The organism is Actinoplanes flavus, from assembly GCF_017592555.1.
In the GTDB taxonomy this organism is placed as follows: Bacteria; Actinomycetota; Actinomycetes; order Mycobacteriales; family Micromonosporaceae; genus Actinoplanes; species Actinoplanes flavus.
In genome coordinates this window covers 135,244-153,256 of sequence record NZ_JAGFNS010000012.1, presented here as the reverse complement: position 1 = coordinate 153,256, position 18,013 = coordinate 135,244, and the positions used below count along the sequence as shown (strand labels likewise).

Genomic DNA, 18,013 nt, shown 5'->3' with positions numbered 1-18,013 from the left:
GACCCCTCATATGGTGTGGTCATTCCACCCAACGGGTCCTGTCAACCACCGATACGGCCGGTTACCACACCGGACGGTCGCCGAAGCTCGGGCGTCCTGCCCTAGCCCACAAATACGGCGAGTTACTAGTTTTCTGACTGCGTCGATCTTTGGGGGGATATCAGAGTGACGGCAACCGACGCCGCACCGCAGCACACCGGGCCGGAGTCGACGGGCAGGGGCGGCATCCTCGCGGCCCTCAAGGGTCACGTCGACCTGTTCCTGAACGCCGGCTCGCTCATGGCGACCACGCTCATCACCTCGGTGTTCGGCTTCGCCTACTGGTGGGTGGCGGCTCACGTGGCCCCGCAGGCGGCGGTCGGCCAGGCCTCCGCGGCGGTCTCGGCGATGACGCTGATCGGCACCATCGGCATGTTCGGCATGGGCACCATGCTCATCTCCGAGCTGCCCACCATCGCCCGCGGCAAGTGGGACCTGATCTCCACCTGCCTGCTCACCGCCGGCTCGGCGGCGACCGTCGGCGGCCTGCTCTACGTCCTGGTGGCCACCCTGTGGATCCCCAGTCTCCAGGAGGCGCTGGGCGGCACCTTCGGCTCCTTCCTCCTGGTCCTCGGCATCGCGCTGAACGCCATGACGCTGGTCCTCGACGAGGCCATGGTCGGTCTGTTGCAGGGCCCGCTCCAGCTGATGCGCAACGCCTGGTTCTCGCTGCTCAAGCTGGTGCTGCTCGGTGTGGTCGCGGTGATCCCCGGGCTGGCCCTGACCGGCACCGTGCTGCTGCTCACCTGGGTGGCCGGCATCGTGGCGTCGACCGCCATCCTGTTCCGGGTGCTGAACCGCCGCGGCATGATCGACTCGCTGCGCCCGCGACCCTCGCTGATGCGCGGGCGCGGCCGGGCGACCTTCGACCACAACCTGCTCAACCTGGCCACCTACCTGCCCCGGGCCGCGCTGCCGCTGATCGTCACGGCGACCCTGTCCGCGGAGGCGAACGCGGCCTTCTACACCGCGTTCATGGTGCTGTCCTTCATGGCCATGGTGCCCGGCAACGTGGCGCTCACCCTGTTCGCGGTGACCGCCGGCGACAAGAGCGCGCTGCGCGGCAAGGTCCGGGTGGGCCTGCTGATCTGCCTGGGCGCCGGGTTCCCGGCGTCGCTCGTGGTGCTGTTCCTGTCCGACACGATCATGGGACTGTTCGGCGCGGAGTACGCGAAGACCGCCGGCGACGCCCTGGCCATCCTGACCCTGACCTACGTCCCGTTCGTCTTCCACCACTTCTTCCTGGCCATCTCCCGCGTGCAGGGCAGACTGCGCGGCGCGGGGATCTTCTCGGTCTTCGCCGGCGTGGCCGAGTTGCTGGCCGCCTGGTGGGCCGGAACCCACGGTGACCTGAACGATCTGGTCACCGCCGTGGCGATCGTGATGGCGATCGAGACGGTGCTGGTCGCCCCGACCGTGCTGAAGGTCGTCTTCGCTCCGGTCGTCGACATGTCCGCGGTAGCAGAGGGAGTTAACGTCATGTCCACCACCAGCCTCACCCTGCGCGAGCGCGCATGGCTGCCGCTGGAGTACATCCGCACCGTCGGCCCGCTCACCGGGGTCGACGCCGAGCGGGTGCGCGACGCGCTGATCGGCCTGCACACCGCCGATCCGACGCACCGGGCCGTCTCCCGGCTGGACCGTTCCGGCGCCAACTGGCAGCACATGGACGGCGCCTCGTTCGCCCGGTACGTCCAGGACGCGGTGACCGACCTCGGCCCCGGTCCGGTGGACTTCGACGCCATGACCCGTCAGCTCCAGTCCGAGCAGCGGGCCCACCACCCGGTGCGGATCCTCGTCGGTGGCGGCTACTTCGCGCTGAAGGTGTCGCACGCGTACGGCGACGCCGGCCCGGTGAACACGCTGGTCCGGGAGATCGTCCTGGCCGCGAGCGAGCAGCGGGCGGCCCGGATCGCGCCGTCGAAGCGGCACAAGACGGCGCTGCCGAAGGCCTGGTGGAAGCAGTTCGGCCTGAAGCCGGGCCGCTGGAAGGAGGGCCTGAGCTTCGCCCGCCCGCCGCACATCGAGGAGGGCCCCACCCGTCCGTGGCAGGCCGCCCTCACCGTGCGGACCGCGCGCTCGGCCCAGGTGCTCGGCCAGATGCGGGCCTGGCGTGACCAGCACGCTCCCGGCGTCACCACCTCGGCGATCACGTTCGCGGCGTTCACCGCCGCGCTGATCGAGCTGGGCCTCAAGCCGGACCTGCGGGGCGGCACGTTCCTCGCCGACGCCCGCCGCTACCTGGACAAGGGCGTCAGCATCGACAGCAACTTCTGCATGGGCCCGTTCCTGACGCCGGCCAGCCTCACCGACCCGGTGGCGATCCACACCACGCTGAAGGCGGAACTGGCCACCGGCCGGATCCTGACCATGATGCTGCTGCGCGAGGGCAAGATCATGCTGACCGGTGCGCCCGGCATGCCGGATCCGTACCCGGCCGAGGTGGCGGTCGAGCCGCAGCCGCGGCTGACGTTCAGCAACCAGGGCCGGCACGACATGCTCGGTGACCTGCCGTGGGCCGTCGACCCGGCGGGCCGGGTCAACCAGAGCGTCCCCACGCTCAACGGCCCCGAGGGCATCACCCTGACCACCAGCGAGATGAACGGCGTCCTGCACCTGGAGGCGACGTTCCACGGCACCACCTACGACCCGGCGGTCATCGACCGGGCCCTGTACCTGGTCTGCAGCGACCCGGCGGGGCTCATCATGGCGAACCGCTGACGAGCAGGCGCCCGGCCGGTGTGCCCCCCGGACCGGCCGGGCGCCCCCTTTTCCGAACCACCATTTCGTACGCCGTGTGCAAATGCGATGCCCGGCCGGATTCCGTCCGGCCGGGCATCGCGTTTCTGTTCCGTCGGTGACGCGGGCCATCGCCCCACCCGGCCTGCCGGCCGCTGCTCGGGCACTGCCCTGGCCACCACCGGGGGCGTGGTGGCCAGGGCCGCCCTGACCCGGACCCTTCGGGCCTCGCCTGAGCCTCCGTTCCCCGGACCGCCGGGGCCGTCCTGGCCCAGCCCGCCCGGGTGACCGTGTCCGGGATCGCCCGGACCGTCGTGGCCACCCGACCAGGTGTTTCGCGGCACCGGCGGCGAGCACGCCGCGGTGCGCGTCTTCCCGTACTCGCCGTACGAGACGCCCTACTGGCAAAACGGACAATATGGCAATTCAGCGCACACCGTGCGGATTCACGCGCGTTTCGCCGCGAGAAACCGAAAACGGTACAAAATGTTTAGCGGCCGCTCGGCCGAAAAGATGATGTTGGCCTTCCGGGGCTGAATCGCCGTGTGGCCGGGTAACCGACCGGCATGACGCAGAACAGCGAAACCGCGCCCGAAGACCTCGGTGCACCGGTCTCCTACCTGATGCTCACCGACGGGATGCCGGTCTACGACCCCTCCGGGGACCCGGTCGGCACGATCGATCACGTGCTCGCCGACGAGCGGGAGGACGTCTTCCACGGTCTGCTGCTCGCGACCCCGGTCGGTCCGCGTTTCGCCGGCGGCGACCAGGTGGACGGGCTCTTCGAGCGCGGCGTGATCGTGGCCGAGCCGGCCATCCGCCTCGCCGAGCCGAGCGCCGACACACCGGCCGGCCTGGCCGAGAGCCACGCCACCGGACTGCGCCGGGCGTGGGACTGGCTGATCCAGCCGAAATGACGCCGGCCGGGCCCGCGCGTGCGGACCCGGCCGGGATGGCGATCGGATCTCAGCGCCCCCAGCGCAGGAGACACGCGCCCATCGACATGCCGCCGCCGAATCCGGCGAGAAGCACCACCTCGCCGTCGCGCAGCGACCCGTTACGGGCGGCGTCGTCGAGGGTGACCGGCAGCGAGGCACTGCCCACGTTGCCGTACCACGGCAGGGTGAGGTGGGTGTGCGCGTTCTGGAAACCGGCCGACTCGACCAGTTCCTGGAGCATGATGCCGTTGGCCTGGTGCGGGACGAAGTGGTCGACGTCCTCGGCCTTGAGCTCGTTGCGGCGCAGCAGCGCGTCGAGCGCGGGCGGCACGGCGGTGGCGACGAAGTCACGGACGCCGCGGCCGTTCATCCGGAAGTAGTGGTCGCCGTCGGCGACCGTCTGCGGCGAGGCCGGCAGGCGGCTGCCGCCACCCTTGACGTAGATCAGGTCGTTGGCGTCGCCGCGCGAGGCGAGATCGAGGTCGAGGATGCCGTGTCCGTCGGTGACCCGGCCGACCACCGCGGCTCCGGCGCCGTCCCCGAAGAGCACGGCGGTCCGCCGGTCGCCGAAGTCGAGGATGCGCGAGTAGATGTCCGACGCGATGACCAGGACCAGAGCATCGGGGTTGGTGGCGATCAGACCGTTCGCCACACCGAGGGCGAAGACGAAGCCCGCGCAGACGGCGTTGACGTCCATGCACGCGGCGCGGGTGGCGCCGATCGCGTTCTGCACCAGATTGGACGTCGGCGGCTGCGGGGAGTCACCGGTCGAGGTCGACAGGACGATGTAGTCGATGTCGGCCGCCGTGACACCGGCCCGTTCGAGGGCCGCCCGGGCCGCGTTCGCCGCGAGGTCGGAGGCCGCCTCGCCGGGGGCCGCGAACCGGCGCGCCTCGATCATGGTCTTCCGGGACACCCACTCCGGATCCGCGTCCGGCACCAGGGCCAGCAGGTCCACATTGGTGACGACCCGCGCCGGTAGATAGGAGCCGGTTCCGAGAATCCCTACTGCCACACCCATCCCCCAGGTCTTGCCTTCATTGCTTTTCACGTTTCACGCCCGCCCTGCAAACCCTATCGACGCGGGGCGGGAACATGCGGATCGAACAGCTGACGGTTCGGCTGATAAATGCCGGACAGTCCGTCAGAGGGTCATCGGCCGCGAGTCGGGCTACTGACGGCCCCGGTCCCGGTAGGTCCACGAGGCGTCACCGAGGGTGCCGCGACCGGTGGAACGGTTCGGCGGCTGCTGGCCGGCGGGCTGCCCGCCGAACGGAACCTGGGTCGGCGCGGCCGGGGCCGCGGTACGGTTCTCGATCCGCTGGCGCAGGTACTCGGCGGCGTCCCGGTCCTCGTCGGTGGGCGCGGAGACCAGGGCGTAGCCCATGCCGACGATGGCGAAGACGACCGCCGCGCCGACCGGGACGAGCAGGCTGGTGGCGGTGGCGCCCTCGACCGAGCCGAACTCCTCGCCCTCCGGCGACACCGACATGGCGAGCATGCCGGTGAAGTGCATGCCGTTGACGGCGACACCCATCAGCAGGGCCGAGCCGAAGATGGCGATCGGCTTGCTGACGATCAGGGTGAGCCAGAGCGCGACGGTCGCGGCGACCACGGCGATGGCGATCGAGGCGATCACCTCGCGGCCGGAGTAGTGGATCTCGCCGCGCAGCCGCATGGCGGCCATGCCGGTGTAGTGCATCGCGCCGACGCCCAGGCCGGCGAGCACGCCACCGATCAGGATCCGGGTCTTCGGCGCGGACGTGCCGAGCAGGGCGATCGCCAGGCCCAGGCCGACCGACGCGAGGGCGATGACCGCGCTCGCCACGGTGAGGCCGACGTCGTACCGGATCGGCGTGCCGTCCACGTCGAAGCCGAGCATCGCGACGAAGTGCATGCTCCAGATGCCGGTGGCGCCGATGGCGACCGCCGCCAGGACCAGCCACCAGAACCGTTCGCCGCCGCTGCGCGCCGATCGCAGGCGCACCGCGCTGGTGAGCCCCAGTAGTGATCCGAGCACGGAGAGGATGTAGCTGACCGTGGGGGTTAGGGCCCCGTACTCGAAATGATGGATCTGCGCCATCTCGCGCCGTTCCTCTCGTTCGCGATTCCGCCGGGCTGAATCCTGCCCTCACCCCCGCCATGGGCGTGACTGATTGTGACGCAGGTTGCGTTACGAGAGAACGAGCAGCGCGTCTCGATTTGGATCTGCTGCGGGATTGCGTGGCCGTGTTCAGGCCATATCGGTACAGATACACCTGACAGTGATCACACAGACACAAAGAAACCTATATAACGTTCCGTAACACTCATGAAATAAGACAGCGTCGTCCGGACGGGACGAAGATTTTTGTACCGGCGCCCGAAGTCTCGCTCGTCACACACCGTGTCCATCGGCCGGGGCGACATAGGGTGTGCTGATGCGGGAGCGTCTGACGAACTGGGCCGGCAACATCACTTTCGGGGCGCGGCGGCTGCACCGTCCGGATTCGCTGGACGAGCTGCGTGCGGTGATCGCCGGAGCCGACCGGCTGCGGGTTCTCGGCAGCGGCCACTCGTTCAACCGGCTCGCCGACACCGACGGCGATCTCGTCTCGCTGGCCGGTCTCCCCCGCCACGTCGAGATCGCGCCGGATCGACGGAGCGTGCGGATCGACGGCGGAATCCGGTACGGCGAACTGGCCGCCCGTCTCGCCGCCGAGGGCCTGGCCCTGCACAACATGGCGTCGCTGCCGCACATCTCGGTGGCCGGCGCGGTGGCCACCGCGACCCACGGCTCGGGTGTGCGCAACGGCAACCTGGCGACCGCGGTCTCCGGGCTGGAGATCCTCCGTGCCGACGGCTCGACGGCCGTCCTCGACCGCGACCATCCGGACCTGGCCGGCGCCGTGGTCGGCCTCGGCGCGCTGGGCGTGGTCACCGTGCTCACCCTCGACGTCGTCCCGGCCTTCGAGCTGCGGCAGTACGTCTACGAGAACCTGCCCGCCGCGGCCCTGGACGAGCACCTCGACGAGATCCTGTCGAATGGGTACAGCGTCAGCCTCTTCACCCGCTGGACCGGCACCGACATCGACCAGGTGTGGCTGAAACGGGAGACGCCGCTGACCGGGGACCTGTTCGGCGCCCGCCCCGCGGACGGCCCCCGCCACCCGGTGCCCGCCATGCCGGCCGGGAACTGCACCGGGCAGGGCGGCGTCCCCGGTCCGTGGCACGAGCGGCTGCCGCACTTCCGGATGGAGTTCACCCCGAGCAGCGGCGAGGAGCTCCAGTCCGAGTGGCACGTGCCGCGCACGGCCGGGCGGGCCGCGATCGAGGCGGTGGCCGGCCTGCGGGAACGGGTCGCGGCCGTCCTCCAGGTGTGCGAGATCCGGACGATCGCCGCCGACCACCTCTGGCTCAGCCCGAACCACGAACAGGACAGCCTGGCCCTGCACTTCACCTGGATCGCCGACGCCGACGCGGTGCTCCCGGTCGTCGCCGACCTGGAGAAGGCCCTGGCCCCGTACGGCGCCCGGCCGCACTGGGGCAAGATATTCACGACCGCCCCTTCCGACGTGCGCGGCGCCTACCCGCGATTCGGCGACTTCGCCGAGCTGGTGGACCGTTTCGATCCACAGGGGATGTTCCGCAACGCCTGGCTGGAGAGCCTGCTGGGGTAGGGAGTAGTCGTTCGTGGAGAAGCGGGTCACCTGGGCTGAACTCTTCTTCGATCTGGTCTTCGTCTTCGCGGTCACGCAGGTCTCGCACCTTCTGCACGACGATCACTCGTGGGCGGGGGTGGGCCGCGCGCTGATCGTCTTCGTGCCGCTCTACTGGGCCTGGGTCGGCACCTCGGTGCATGCGAACACCCACGACGTGGACAACCCGGTGGACCGGATCGGCCTGTTCGGGGTCGGTCTGGCCAGCCTCTTCATGGCGCTGGCGCTGCCGCACGCGTACGACGACCTCGGCGTCCTGCTGGGCGCCGCCTACTGGGCGGCCCGGCTGGTCCTGGCGGCTCTGGTGTTCCGTGGCTGGCGGGGCATCCCGGTCAACACGTTCAGCGTCTCGGTGGTCGTCACCGGCCCGCTGATGCTGGCCGGCGGTCTGGCGGACGGGTGGCTCCGGGTGACGCTGTGGGCCACGGCCGCGGTGATCGACCTGCTCACCCCGCGGCTGGTACGGCGGCGGCTGGCCCTGGTGCGGTTCGACGCGCACCACCTGCCGGAGCGGTTCGGCCTGTTCCAGATCATCGCGCTCGGGGAGTCGGTGGTGGCGGTCGGCGGGGTGGCCGCGGGCGAGCCGCTGACCAGCTCCCGCCTGTTCGCCGTAGCGGCCGCGTTCGCGCTGGTCTGCGGCCTGTGGTGGGTCTACTTCTCGTACGCCGCGGACGGCATCCGGCACGCGCTGGCGACCACGGAGGTGCAGACCGACGTGGTCCGGGCCGTCCTGGCGTACGGTCATCTGCTCTTCATCGGCGGTGTCATCGCCGTGGCGGTGGGTCTGGCCGAGGTGGTCAGCCATCCCACCGACCATCTGCACCTGGACGCCGCCGGCCTGCTGTTCGGCGGCGCCGCGCTCTACCTGGGCACCTTCGCCTACACCCGATGGCGGATGTTCCGGATCGTCGGCTGGGGCCGGGCCGCCGCGGCGCTGGCCGCGCTGCTCCTGCTGCCGTCGGCCGTGCTGCTGCCCGCGGTGGTGGCGCTGTCCACACTGGTCCTGGTGCTGGTGGTGCTCAACGTCGCCGAGGCGGTGGCGGTCAGCAACCGCACGCGAGCCCAGCGGGCGCCGTGAGGTCGTCGACCGGGCGGCTGGTCCGGCCGGCCGGGCCGTCGGTGGGGAAGCCCTCCCGCACCCAGTACTCGTAACCGCCGATCATCTCCTTGACCGGGTAGCCCAGCTTGGCGAACTCGAGCGCCGCCCGGGTCGCGCCGTTGCAGCCCGGACCCCAGCAGTAGGTGACGACCGCGCTGCCCGGCGGGACGAGTTCGGCGGCGCGGGCCGCGATCTGGCGGGTCGGCAGGTGGACGGCACCGGGGATGTGTCCCTGGTCCCACGACTCGGCGCCGCGGGAGTCGATCACCACGAGGCCGGGGGTGCCGGCTTCCAGGTCGTGGTGGACGTCGCTCACGTCGGTCTCGAAGCGGAGCCGGTTCTGGAAGTGCTCGATCGCGCTGGTCATGGCATTGATCGTGCCGCCCGCGCGGAAACCTGCACAGTGGCGTGGACGACGCCGACCGCTAAGATCCCGCCATGCGAACGGTGGCGGTCCTGGCGTACGACGGCATGTCGGTCTTCGAACTGGGCATCGTGAGCGAGGTCTTCGGGCTGCCCCGGCCGGAGTTCGACCGGCCGTGGTACGAGCTGACCATCTGCGCCGAGAAGCCCGGCCCGGTGCGGGTGGTCGGCGGCGCGACCCTGCACACCGAGCACGGGCTGGACGTGTTCGCCGCCGCCGAAACGGTGATCGTTCCGGGGGTCAACGCCGGTGTCTCGCCGGAGCTGATCGCCGCACTGCGGGCCGCCCACGCCCGGGGCGCGCGGATCATGTCCATCTGCTCGGGTGCGTTCGCCCTGGCCGCGGCCGGTCTGCTGGACGGCCGCCGGGCCACCACCCACTGGCGGTACGCGGACGCCCTCCGCGAGCGCCACCCGGCCGTGGAGGTCGACGCCGACGTCCTCTACATCGACCACGGCGACGTGCTGACCAGCGCGGGCAGCGCCGCCGGCCTGGATCTCTGCCTGCACGTGATCCGCCTCGACCACGGCCCGTCGATCGCCAACGCGGTGGCCCGCCGGCTGGTCGTCCAGCCGCACCGGGACGGCGGCCAGGCCCAGTTCGTGGAGGCGCCGGTGGCGGCCGACCCGGAGGACGCCCGGGTGGCCCGCAGCATGGACTGGGCGCTCGGCAACCTGGCCGAGCCGATCACGGTGGCCACGCTGGCCCGGCACGCGCACATGTCCGAGCGCACCTACCTGCGGCATTTCGCCCGCGCGACCGGGACCACGCCGATCCGCTGGCTGATCGACCGGCGGGTGCACGCCAGCCTGCCGCTGCTGGAGACGACCCGGACCCCGATCGAGGCGATCGCCACGACGGTCGGCTTCGAGACCGCCGTCACCTACCGCCACCACTTCGGACAGACGATGCGCACGTCACCGTCGGCCTACCGGCGGGCCTTTCACGCGCCGGAGTAGAACGTCACGCCGCCGGCCGGGATGGTGACCGCACCGACCCGGGCCGGGGTGATCCCGTGGTTGAACAGGAACACCAGGTCGCCGCGGCGCACCGCCTCCACCTGGCCGGGCAGGGCGGGCAGCACCGGTTTCACCCCGGCCTCGGCGGCGATCCGGCTCAGCAGGGCCTGGAGACCGTCGTCCGTCAGCGCCGTGGACACGTACCAGGCGGCGCCTTCGCCGTACCGGTTGCGGGTGATCGCGGGCGCGCCGGCCATCGGCCCGTCCGCGTACCGGTGGACGGTGTGCGCCCCGGCCGTCTCGACGCGCTCGATCCAGCGGCTCACCGGTGTGCCGTCGTCCAGTGCGAAGACCGTTCCGGCCGGCTGGGGATGCCACTCGACCACGCGGACGCCGAGGACCTCACGGAACGCGCCCGGGTATCCGCCGAGCCGGATCCGCGTGTCGGGTTCGGCGATCCCGCTCAGGTGGGTCACCACGAGATGCCCACCGGCCGCCACGAAGTCGCGGAAGGCGCCCGCCGCCTCGTCCGAGACCAGGTAGAGATGCGGCACGACGATCAGCCGGTAGCCGCCGAGGTCGGTGGAGACCCCCGGGAAGACGAAATCGGTCTGGATCTTGGCGCGGAACAGTGCCCGGTGCGCCTGCCGGACCGCGCCCGGGTAGTCGATGTCGGCGGACGGCAGGGCCGGCGCCTGCAACGCCCACCAGGACGGCGCGTCCCAGGTCAGAGCCACTCGCGCGACGGGTGGCGGGGCTTCGGCGACGGGCGCGAGGCGCTCGAGGGTCCGGCCGAGCCCGACCGCCTCCCGGAAGACCGGGCTGTCCGGGCCGGCGTGCGGGACGAGCGCCGAGTGGAACAGCTCCGCCCCGCCGCGCGGTTGCCGCCACTGGAAGTACATGGCGCCGCGCGATCCCCGGGCCACGTAGCCGAGACTGTGCCGGGTGAGCCGCCCCGGCTCCTTGGCGTGCATCCGGCCGCGCGTGTAGATCAGGTTCGGCGCGGTCTCCATGAGCAGCCACGATCCGCCGCCCCAGCCACGGGCCAGGTCGCCGGCGAAGGCGGTCTCCTCCTCGGCGCCCGGGCCGGCGTCGTCCGGGTAGTGGTCGACCGCGACCACGTCCACCTCGGCCGCCCAGCGCGCGTGGTCGACGCTCACCCAGCCGCCCTGCACGAAGTTGGTGGTGACCGGCACGTCCGGGTTGGCGGCGCGCAGCAGGTCGCGCTGTTCCACGTACGCCTCGAGCAGCTCGTCGGAGAGGAATCGCCGGAAGTCGAGCACCTGCGCGGGGTTCGGCAGGTACTGGGTGGCCCGCGGCGGCGTGATCTGCGCCCAGTCCGAGTAGCGTTGGCTCCAGAACGCCGTGGTCCAGGACGCGTTCAGCGTGTCCAGGTCGCCGTGCCTCTTCGCCAGCCAGGTCCGGAAGGCCGCGGCCGTGGTGTCGCAGCGGCAGTCGGTGCCGTACTCGTTGTGCACGTGCCACATGGCCAGCGCCGGATGGTGGGCGTACCGCTCGGCCAGGCGTTCCGCGATGTTCCGGGCCGCGGCCCGGTAGGCGGGCGCCGACACGCAGTAGGTGTCCCGGCTGCCGTGGGTGAGCCGGACCCCGTCGGCGCTCACCGGCAGGGCCTCCGGATGGGCGAGGGTGAACCAGGGCGGCGGCGAGGCGGTCGGGGTGGCCAGCGCGACCCGGACGCCGCCCTCGTGCAGCCGGTCCAGCACCCGGTCCAGCCAGCCGAACTCGTAGCGCCCCGGCTCGGGCTCCAGATTGGACCAGGCGAACACGCCGACCGTGGCGATGTTCACCCCGGCCTGCCGCATCAGCGCGACGTCCTCCGCCCAGACCTCCTCCGGCCACTGCTCCGGGTTGTAGTCGCCGCCGAAGAAGAGCATCGCACCACCCTTGACATTAGTTTGACGTCTAAACAAAGTATTCACTCGTGGAGAGCCAAGTCAATCCGTCCTTCCGTGACAGCACGTGCACCGAGGACTGGGAACATGCCCTGATCAGCGGCAACGGGCGCCAGGGCGCGCTCTGCTACGGCTCGCCCGCCGCGCTGCGCTTCACGCTCGCCCACGAGGACCTCTTCCAGCCGGTCACCGAACCGCTTCCGGCCCCGGCCACCGCCGCGGCCCTGCCACGGCTACGCGAGCTGCTCGCCACCGGGCGCTTCGGTGACGCGGCGCGGGCGGTCTGCGACCTCGCCGTTCAGGACCATCCGGGGTACGCCGAGACGCGCTGGATCGATCCGCTCATCGGCGCCGGCACGATCACCTTCGTCCCGGACCGGCCCGGCGACGGCTACACCCGGGGCACCGACTTCACTACGGGCGTAGTGCGGCAGGAATGGTCCGGGGTGGTGGCCGACGCGGTCGTCGCCCGGTCGGCGGACGTGCTGGCGGTCCGGATCACCGGCACCGGCGGCACGGTCCGGATCGCCCCGGTCGACGGCGTCCCGGAGCGCCCGATCGCGTTCACCGTCGACCACCGCGGCGAGGACCTGGTCCTCACCGGACGGTTCGGCGGCGACCTCTGGCCGGGCGCGCCGGCCGGTTGGACCGTGGCGGTACGCGTACGGCGTACCCCGGAATCGGTCCTGATCCTGGCCCGGGTGGCACCCGGCTCGCGCTCGCCCGCCGAGGCCCTCGCCGCACTGCCCGACCGTGGTTTCGAGGACCTGCTGAGCGAGCACGCCGCGATCCACCGTGACCTGTTCGAGCGGGTCTCCCTGGACCTTGGCGGAATCCGGGCGCAACACCTCTTCGACGCCGGCCGGTACGCGATCATCAGCAGCACCGGAACCCGCCCGCCCACGCTCCAGGGCGTCTGGAGCGGCACCTGGTCGCCGCCCTGGCGCAGCGGCTGGACCATCGACGGCAACCTCCAGGCGGCCCTGCTGGCGGTCCACCCGACCGGCGTCCCCGAGTTGATGCCACCGCTGTTCGACCTGCTGGACAGCCTGCGTGCGGACTTCCGGGAAAACGCGCGCCGGCTCTACGGTCAGCCCGGCCTGTACGCGCCCGCCCACCTCGGCACGCACGGCCGGCAGAACCACTTCGGCCCGGTCTGGTGCCTCACGTTCTGGATCGCCGGCGCCGCCTGGCTGGGTCGCCTCTACCTGGAGCACTGGCAACACACCGGCGACCGCGCGTTTCTGGCCGACCGGGCGTTGCCGTTCCTGCGCGAGGTCGCCGAGTTCCACCTGGGGTTCGCCGAGATCGTCGACGGGCGGGCCCGGTTCAGCCCGTCCTACTCCCCGGAGAACGACCCCGGCCACGGCCGTCACCAGGCCTCGGTGGACGCCACCCTGGACGTGCAGGCGGTGTCCGCCCTGCTCCGCGGCCTGCTGGCGATCACCGAGACGCTGGGCGTCCACGACCCGGACGAGGGTCGTTGGCGGCGGCTGCTCGCCGCGCTGCCGTCGTACCGCGTCAACGACGCCGGTGAGCTCGCCGAATGGATCGACCCGCGCTTTCCGGACAACCACGAGCACCGGCACTGCAGCCACCTGTTCCCGTTCCTCTACGGCGGCGATCCGGCGTTCGAGGACGATCCGGCGCTGCGCGCCGCCGCGGTGCGGGCCGTGCGGTCCCGGTTGCGGTGGTGGCTGAGCGAGGCCTCCGACGAGATGGGGTACGGGCTCGCGCTGCTCGGCGTCGCGGCGGCACATCTGGGGCTCGGCGAGGAGGCGTACGCGGCCCTGGAACGGATCTCCGAGGCGTACTGGCGGGCCAACCGGGTGCCCACCCACAACCGGGACCACATGTTCAACGTGGACCTGGCCGGCGGCCTCCCGGCCCTGGTGGTCGCGATGCTCCTGCGCAGCCGCGACGTCGGCCCGGACGGGACGGCCCACATCGACCTGCTCCCCGCACTGCCCTCGTCCTGGCCCTCCGGCAGCATCCACGGCCTGATCGCCCGAGGCCCGGTCACCATCGACCTGACCTGGTCCCCGACCCGCTGGGAGGCCACCCTCACCTCCCCCACCGACCGCACGGTCCACCTCGGCAGCCCGACCGGCACGAAGACGATCCACCTCCGGGCCGGTCACCCCCACCACACAGCCAACGCGACTGCATAGCCACAGAACACCTCAAGCACCCGATCAACGCGAGGCCGCAGCCACAGAACAACCCCAAGCCCTTAGCCAACGCAAGGCCGCAGCCACAGAACAACCCCAAGCACCTGATCAACGCGAGGCCATAGTCACAGGACAGCCTCAAGCCCCTAGTCGACGCGAGGTCGTAGTCACGAAACAACCTCAAGCCCCTAGTCAACGCGAGGTAGTAGTCACGGGACGACCCCGCAAAACGCCGCCGGTGACGAGGCACCTGGTTTTCCGACGCCGCGGGGTTTGCGGTGGCGGAAAACCAGCTGCCTCGTCACCGGTTACAAGGCGTTTTGCCGCGGAGCGAAGCGAAGCAATCAAGCACAGCGAAGCAATCAAGCACAGCGAAGCAATCAAGCACAGCTGAGCAATCAGGCACAACTCAGCCCTTGACGGCGCCGATGATCACGCCCTTGGTGAAGTGGCGCTGGATGAACGGGTAGATGATCAGGGCCGGCACGATCGTCACGACGACGACGGCCATCTTGATCGCCAGGCTGGGTGGCATCGTCGAGCCGAGGCCCGGGATGGCGACCGCCGTGCCGGAGCTGGTCGGGGACTGGCCGGCCAGGATGAACTGCTGGAGCACCCGCTGGACCGGTTGCAGGTCGTTGCGGTCGATGTAGAGGATGGCGTTGAAGAACGCGTTCCAGTAGCCGACCGCGTAGAACAGGCCGACCACCGCGGTGACCGCTTTGGAGAGCGGCAGCACGATCCGCCACAGGATGCGCAGTTCGCCGGCGCCGTCGATGCGGGCGCTGTCGTACAGTTCGCCGGGGATGCTCATGAAGAACGCCCGCAGCACCACCAGGTTGAACGCGCTGATCGCGGTCGGCAGGATCAGGGCGAGCAGGTTGTCCTTGAGGCCGAGGCCGGTGACCACCAGGTAGCTCGGGATCATGCCGGGGTAGATCAGGAACGTCAGCAGGAAGTAGAACAGGATCGACCGGTGCCACAGGGTGCCCGGCCGGGACAGGCCGTAGGCGGCGAGCACCGTGACGACCAGGCTGAGGGCCGTGCCGACGACCGTGACGAACGTGCTGACCAGGATCGCGTCGGTGACCTGCCCACCCGAGAAGATCACCACGTACGCTGAGGGGTTGAACTCACGCGGAATGAAGACGTAGCCGCCGGCCTCGTTGATCGTCTTCTCCGACGAGAGGCTGGTGACCAGGACCGTCCAGAGCGGAATCAGCACGGCCGCCACCACGAGGGTGAGGATCGTGCCCTTGCCGAACTGGCCGATCAGTGTGGGTTTCTCCTCCCATGCCGGGCGGAGCGAGGTGCGGCGGGGCCGGATCGCGGTGTCTGCGCTCATGATTTGGAGTAGATCCCTTGCTCGCCGAACCGGTGTGCCAGCTTGTTGGCGCCCACGATCAGGAGGATGCCGACCACCGCCTTGAACAGGCCGGCGGCCGCACCGACGCCCCACTGCTGGACGGCGATGCCCTGGTAGTAGACGTAGGTGTCGACGACCTCGGCGGCTTCCCGCCCGACCATCTCCCGTTGCAGCACGAACTGCTCGAAGCCGACGTTGAGCGCGTCGCCCAGGCGCAGGATGAGCAGCAGGATGATGACCGACCGCAGACCGGGCAGGGTGATGTGCCACATCCGCCGCCAGCGGCCGGCGCCGTCGGCCGCGGCCGCCTCGTACAGGGAGGTGTCGATGGCCACGAGCGCCGCCAGGAAGACGATCATGCCCCAGCCGGCGTCCTTCCAGAGCGCCTGCGAGGTGATCAGGAACATGAACGTCTCGGGGTTGGTCATCATGTCCGGCGGCGTGTACCCGGCGTGGCGCAGGGTCTGCGCGAGCAGGCCGGCGCCACCGATCATCATCTGGAACAGCGAGACCACCAGCACCCAGCTGAAGAAGTGCGGCAGGTAGACGACGCTCTGCACCAGCGACCGGATGCGCGGCGACATGATGCTGTTCAGCAGCATGGCCAGGAAGATCGGGATCGGGAAGTAGAACACCAGCTGGAACGCGGTGATCGACAGGGTGTTGACCACCGAGTCCCAGAAGGCCGCGTTCTTGAACAGGTACTCGAAGTTCCCGAACCCGATCCACTCGCTGTAGAGGAACGCCTCGAGCGGGTCGTCCCCGACGAACGGGTTGTAGTCCTGGAAGGCGATGATGTTGCCGAGCGCCGGTATGTAGTGGAAGACCAGCAGCAACAACATCGCCGGCAGGCACATGAGCAGTAGCGGCCAGTCCCGCCGCAGCCGCTGCCCGAAGGACAGCCGCTGCCGCGAGACCGGCTTCGCCTTCTTCTTCGCCTTCTCCACCTGTGCTTGCGGAGCGGCGACCGGTGGCGCGCTCATCGTCCGTTGTCAGCCAGGACCTTGGCGTAGAAGTCGCGGGCCGCGTCGCCGCCGGCGGCCCGCCAGTCCGAGACGATCTTGTCGAACTCGCTCACCGGGGTCCGGCCGCGCAGGACGTCGGTGATCTTGTCTTCGGTGGGCTTGGCGAGGGCCGCCTGAGAGCTCGGCGTCTCCACCTTGATGCCCTCCCACGGGTTCTTCTCCAGGTACTGCGTGGCGTCGTTGCCCCAGGTCACGAAGTCGTTGGCGTAGGTGGGGATGTCCGGGCCACCGACCACGACCGGCGGGCGCCCACCGAGGAAGATGTACTGGTTCGCGAACTCCTTGACCCACAGGTCGTTGGTGACCGGGGTGCCGTTGGCGTCCCGCTTGAAGTGGGTGCCCTCGGCGCCGTAGTTCTGCAGCTCCCACTCCTTGGTGCCGAACGGCGCCGCGGTGTAGTTGAGCACGCGCAGCAGCTCCTGGGTGCGCTCCTGGCCGAGGCCCTTCTTGATGAAGGTCCAGATGATCGCCGAACGGGCCTTCCAGCGGACCGGCGCCTTGCCCTGCTCCGCGCCGAACACCTTGACGGCCTGCATGTTGAACGTGGGGTTGGTCTGCACGGCCGGGCGCCACGTCTCCTTCCAGGAGCCGCCGCCGGTGGCGTACATGAAGACCTTGCCGCCCTTGAAAAGGGTGGTGACGTCACCGCCCTTGCTGCTGGCGATGTCGGGGTGGACCAGCTTCTCGGCGTAGAGCTTGGCCATGAACTCGACGGCCTGCTTGTACTCCGGGAGCTCCATGCGGTGGACGACCTTGCCGTCCGCGGTCTTGAGCCATCCGTTCTCCGAGCCGCCGGCGCCGCAGATCTGCTGCACCTCAAGCCAGATGTCGCCGAAGGCCCACTCGCCCTTGTCGGCGTTGGTGAACTTCTTACCGAACTCGTGGAGCTCGGCCAGCGTGGTGGGCGCCGCGATGCCACGCTCGTCGGCGACGTCCTTGCGGTAGAACAGCACCGACGGGAAGGGCGCGTCGACCGGGAACGGGACGCCCATCAGCTTGCCGCCCCACACCGACTCCTGCCAGGCGACCGAGTCGAGGCCGGCGAGCAGCGGGTAGGCGCTCACCTTGTCCCCGGCCAGGTGCGGCGTCAGATCCTCGAAGATCGCGTGCACGCCCTCGGAGAACCGGGCCAGCTTGTCGACCTCCCAGCCCGGGATGCAGGTCAGCTCGGGAACGTCGCGGGCGCCGAGCATGGTGTTGAGCTTGTCGCCGTAGGTGTTGCCGTCCTGGATGCTGAACTGGATCGTGCCGCCCATGTCGGCGCTGACCGCCTCGACCAGTTTGTTGGCGGTCGGCGGGGCCGGGCCCCACCACGGGGTGCTGGCGGTGACCGGCTTGCCGCTGGTGATCGCCTTCTCGGAGACGGCGTCGGCGAGCGAGGTCGGGTACTTGAGGTAGCCGTCCGCCATCGGCCGCACGCCCTTGACGTCGGGCTGCACCAGGGTGGAGTCCTTGAAGGTCGGGACCAGCCCGGCGGCCTGCTCGGCGTTGGTGGCCGAACCGCTGGTGCCCGGCTCCTTGCTGCACCCGGACAGCATCCCGCCGCCGGCGAGCGAGGCCGCGCCGAGGCCGACCAGCCCCAGGAAGTTCCGCCTGTTCGTCGACGCGCCCGGAAGCGTATTCGCCACGGCGCACCACCCTT

Annotated in this window: 13 protein-coding genes; 6 read left to right on the top strand and 7 right to left on the bottom strand. The window is 70.4% G+C overall.

The genetic code is table 11. The features are described from left to right. Positions 1-165 precede the first annotated feature (165 nt). Together J5X75_RS19790 and J5X75_RS19785 are read left to right on the top strand one after the other, a co-directional pair. Positions 166-2,760, top strand: a complete 2,595-nt coding sequence (locus J5X75_RS19790) for a lipopolysaccharide biosynthesis protein (protein ID WP_208468881.1) — start codon at positions 166-168, stop codon at positions 2,758-2,760. 584 nt (positions 2,761-3,344) lie between these two features. Next, entirely contained in the window at positions 3,345-3,695 is a 351-nt protein-coding gene (locus tag J5X75_RS19785; RefSeq protein ID WP_208468880.1) for a PRC-barrel domain-containing protein, read from the top strand. A gap of 49 nt (positions 3,696-3,744) precedes the next feature. Here the strand turns inward: J5X75_RS19785 and J5X75_RS19780 are convergent, their stop codons facing one another. Then, positions 3,745-4,767: a 3-oxoacyl-ACP synthase III family protein gene (locus J5X75_RS19780; protein ID WP_307798165.1), complete on the bottom strand. Its 1,023-nt coding sequence runs from the start codon at positions 4,765-4,767 to the stop codon at positions 3,745-3,747. 120 nt (positions 4,768-4,887) lie between these two features. Next, positions 4,888-5,799 carry an MHYT domain-containing protein gene (locus J5X75_RS19775; RefSeq protein ID WP_208468879.1) on the bottom strand — a complete coding sequence of 304 codons (912 nt, stop codon included), beginning with the start codon at positions 5,797-5,799 and terminating at the stop codon, positions 4,888-4,890. A 337-nt stretch (positions 5,800-6,136) separates the two neighbouring features. Here J5X75_RS19775 and J5X75_RS19770 point away from each other — a divergent pair, with 337 nt between their 5' ends. Beyond that, positions 6,137-7,375: a D-arabinono-1,4-lactone oxidase gene (locus J5X75_RS19770; RefSeq protein ID WP_208468878.1), complete on the top strand. Its 1,239-nt coding sequence runs from the start codon at positions 6,137-6,139 to the stop codon at positions 7,373-7,375. A gap of 13 nt (positions 7,376-7,388) precedes the next feature. After that, the gene (locus J5X75_RS19765) at positions 7,389-8,492 is read left to right on the top strand and encodes a low temperature requirement protein A (protein ID WP_208468877.1); all 1,104 of its coding nucleotides are present in this window, start codon (positions 7,389-7,391) and stop codon (positions 8,490-8,492) included. Here J5X75_RS19765 and J5X75_RS19760 read toward each other — a convergent pair. Next, the gene (locus J5X75_RS19760) at positions 8,458-8,880 is read right to left on the bottom strand and encodes a rhodanese-like domain-containing protein (protein ID WP_208468876.1); all 423 of its coding nucleotides are present in this window, start codon (positions 8,878-8,880) and stop codon (positions 8,458-8,460) included. The genes J5X75_RS19765 and J5X75_RS19760 overlap by 35 nt on opposite strands. Positions 8,881-8,951: 71 nt before the next feature. Here J5X75_RS19760 and ftrA point away from each other — a divergent pair, with 71 nt between their 5' ends. Further along, positions 8,952-9,896 carry a transcriptional regulator FtrA gene (gene ftrA / locus J5X75_RS19755; protein WP_208468875.1) on the top strand — a complete coding sequence of 315 codons (945 nt, stop codon included), beginning with the start codon at positions 8,952-8,954 and terminating at the stop codon, positions 9,894-9,896. Here the strand turns inward: ftrA and J5X75_RS19750 are convergent. After that, positions 9,881-11,791 (bottom strand): beta-galactosidase, encoded by a 1,911-nt coding sequence (locus tag J5X75_RS19750; protein ID WP_208468874.1) that lies wholly within the window; start codon positions 11,789-11,791, stop codon positions 9,881-9,883. The genes ftrA and J5X75_RS19750 overlap by 16 nt on opposite strands. 47 nt (positions 11,792-11,838) lie before the next feature. Here J5X75_RS19750 and J5X75_RS19745 point away from each other — a divergent pair, with 47 nt between their 5' ends. After that, positions 11,839-13,980 carry a glycosyl hydrolase family 95 catalytic domain-containing protein gene (locus J5X75_RS19745; RefSeq protein WP_208468873.1) on the top strand — a complete coding sequence of 714 codons (2,142 nt, stop codon included), beginning with the start codon at positions 11,839-11,841 and terminating at the stop codon, positions 13,978-13,980. Positions 13,981-14,389: 409 nt separating this feature from the next. On the opposite strand, the gene J5X75_RS19740 is transcribed toward J5X75_RS19745, so the two are convergent. From J5X75_RS19740 to J5X75_RS19730, 3 genes are read right to left on the bottom strand one after another with little or no spacing between them, the layout of a single operon-like run. Beyond that, positions 14,390-15,325 carry a carbohydrate ABC transporter permease gene (locus J5X75_RS19740; protein ID WP_208468872.1) on the bottom strand — a complete coding sequence of 312 codons (936 nt, stop codon included), beginning with the start codon at positions 15,323-15,325 and terminating at the stop codon, positions 14,390-14,392. Then, positions 15,322-16,329: an ABC transporter permease gene (locus tag J5X75_RS19735; protein ID WP_208468871.1), complete on the bottom strand. Its 1,008-nt coding sequence runs from the start codon at positions 16,327-16,329 to the stop codon at positions 15,322-15,324. The genes J5X75_RS19740 and J5X75_RS19735 overlap by 4 nt, the downstream gene beginning before the upstream one ends. Then, on the bottom strand, positions 16,326-17,999 hold the full coding sequence (locus J5X75_RS19730; protein ID WP_208468870.1) for an extracellular solute-binding protein: 1,674 nt from the start codon (positions 17,997-17,999) through the stop codon (positions 16,326-16,328). The genes J5X75_RS19735 and J5X75_RS19730 overlap by 4 nt, the downstream gene beginning before the upstream one ends. Positions 18,000-18,013 lie beyond the last annotated feature (14 nt).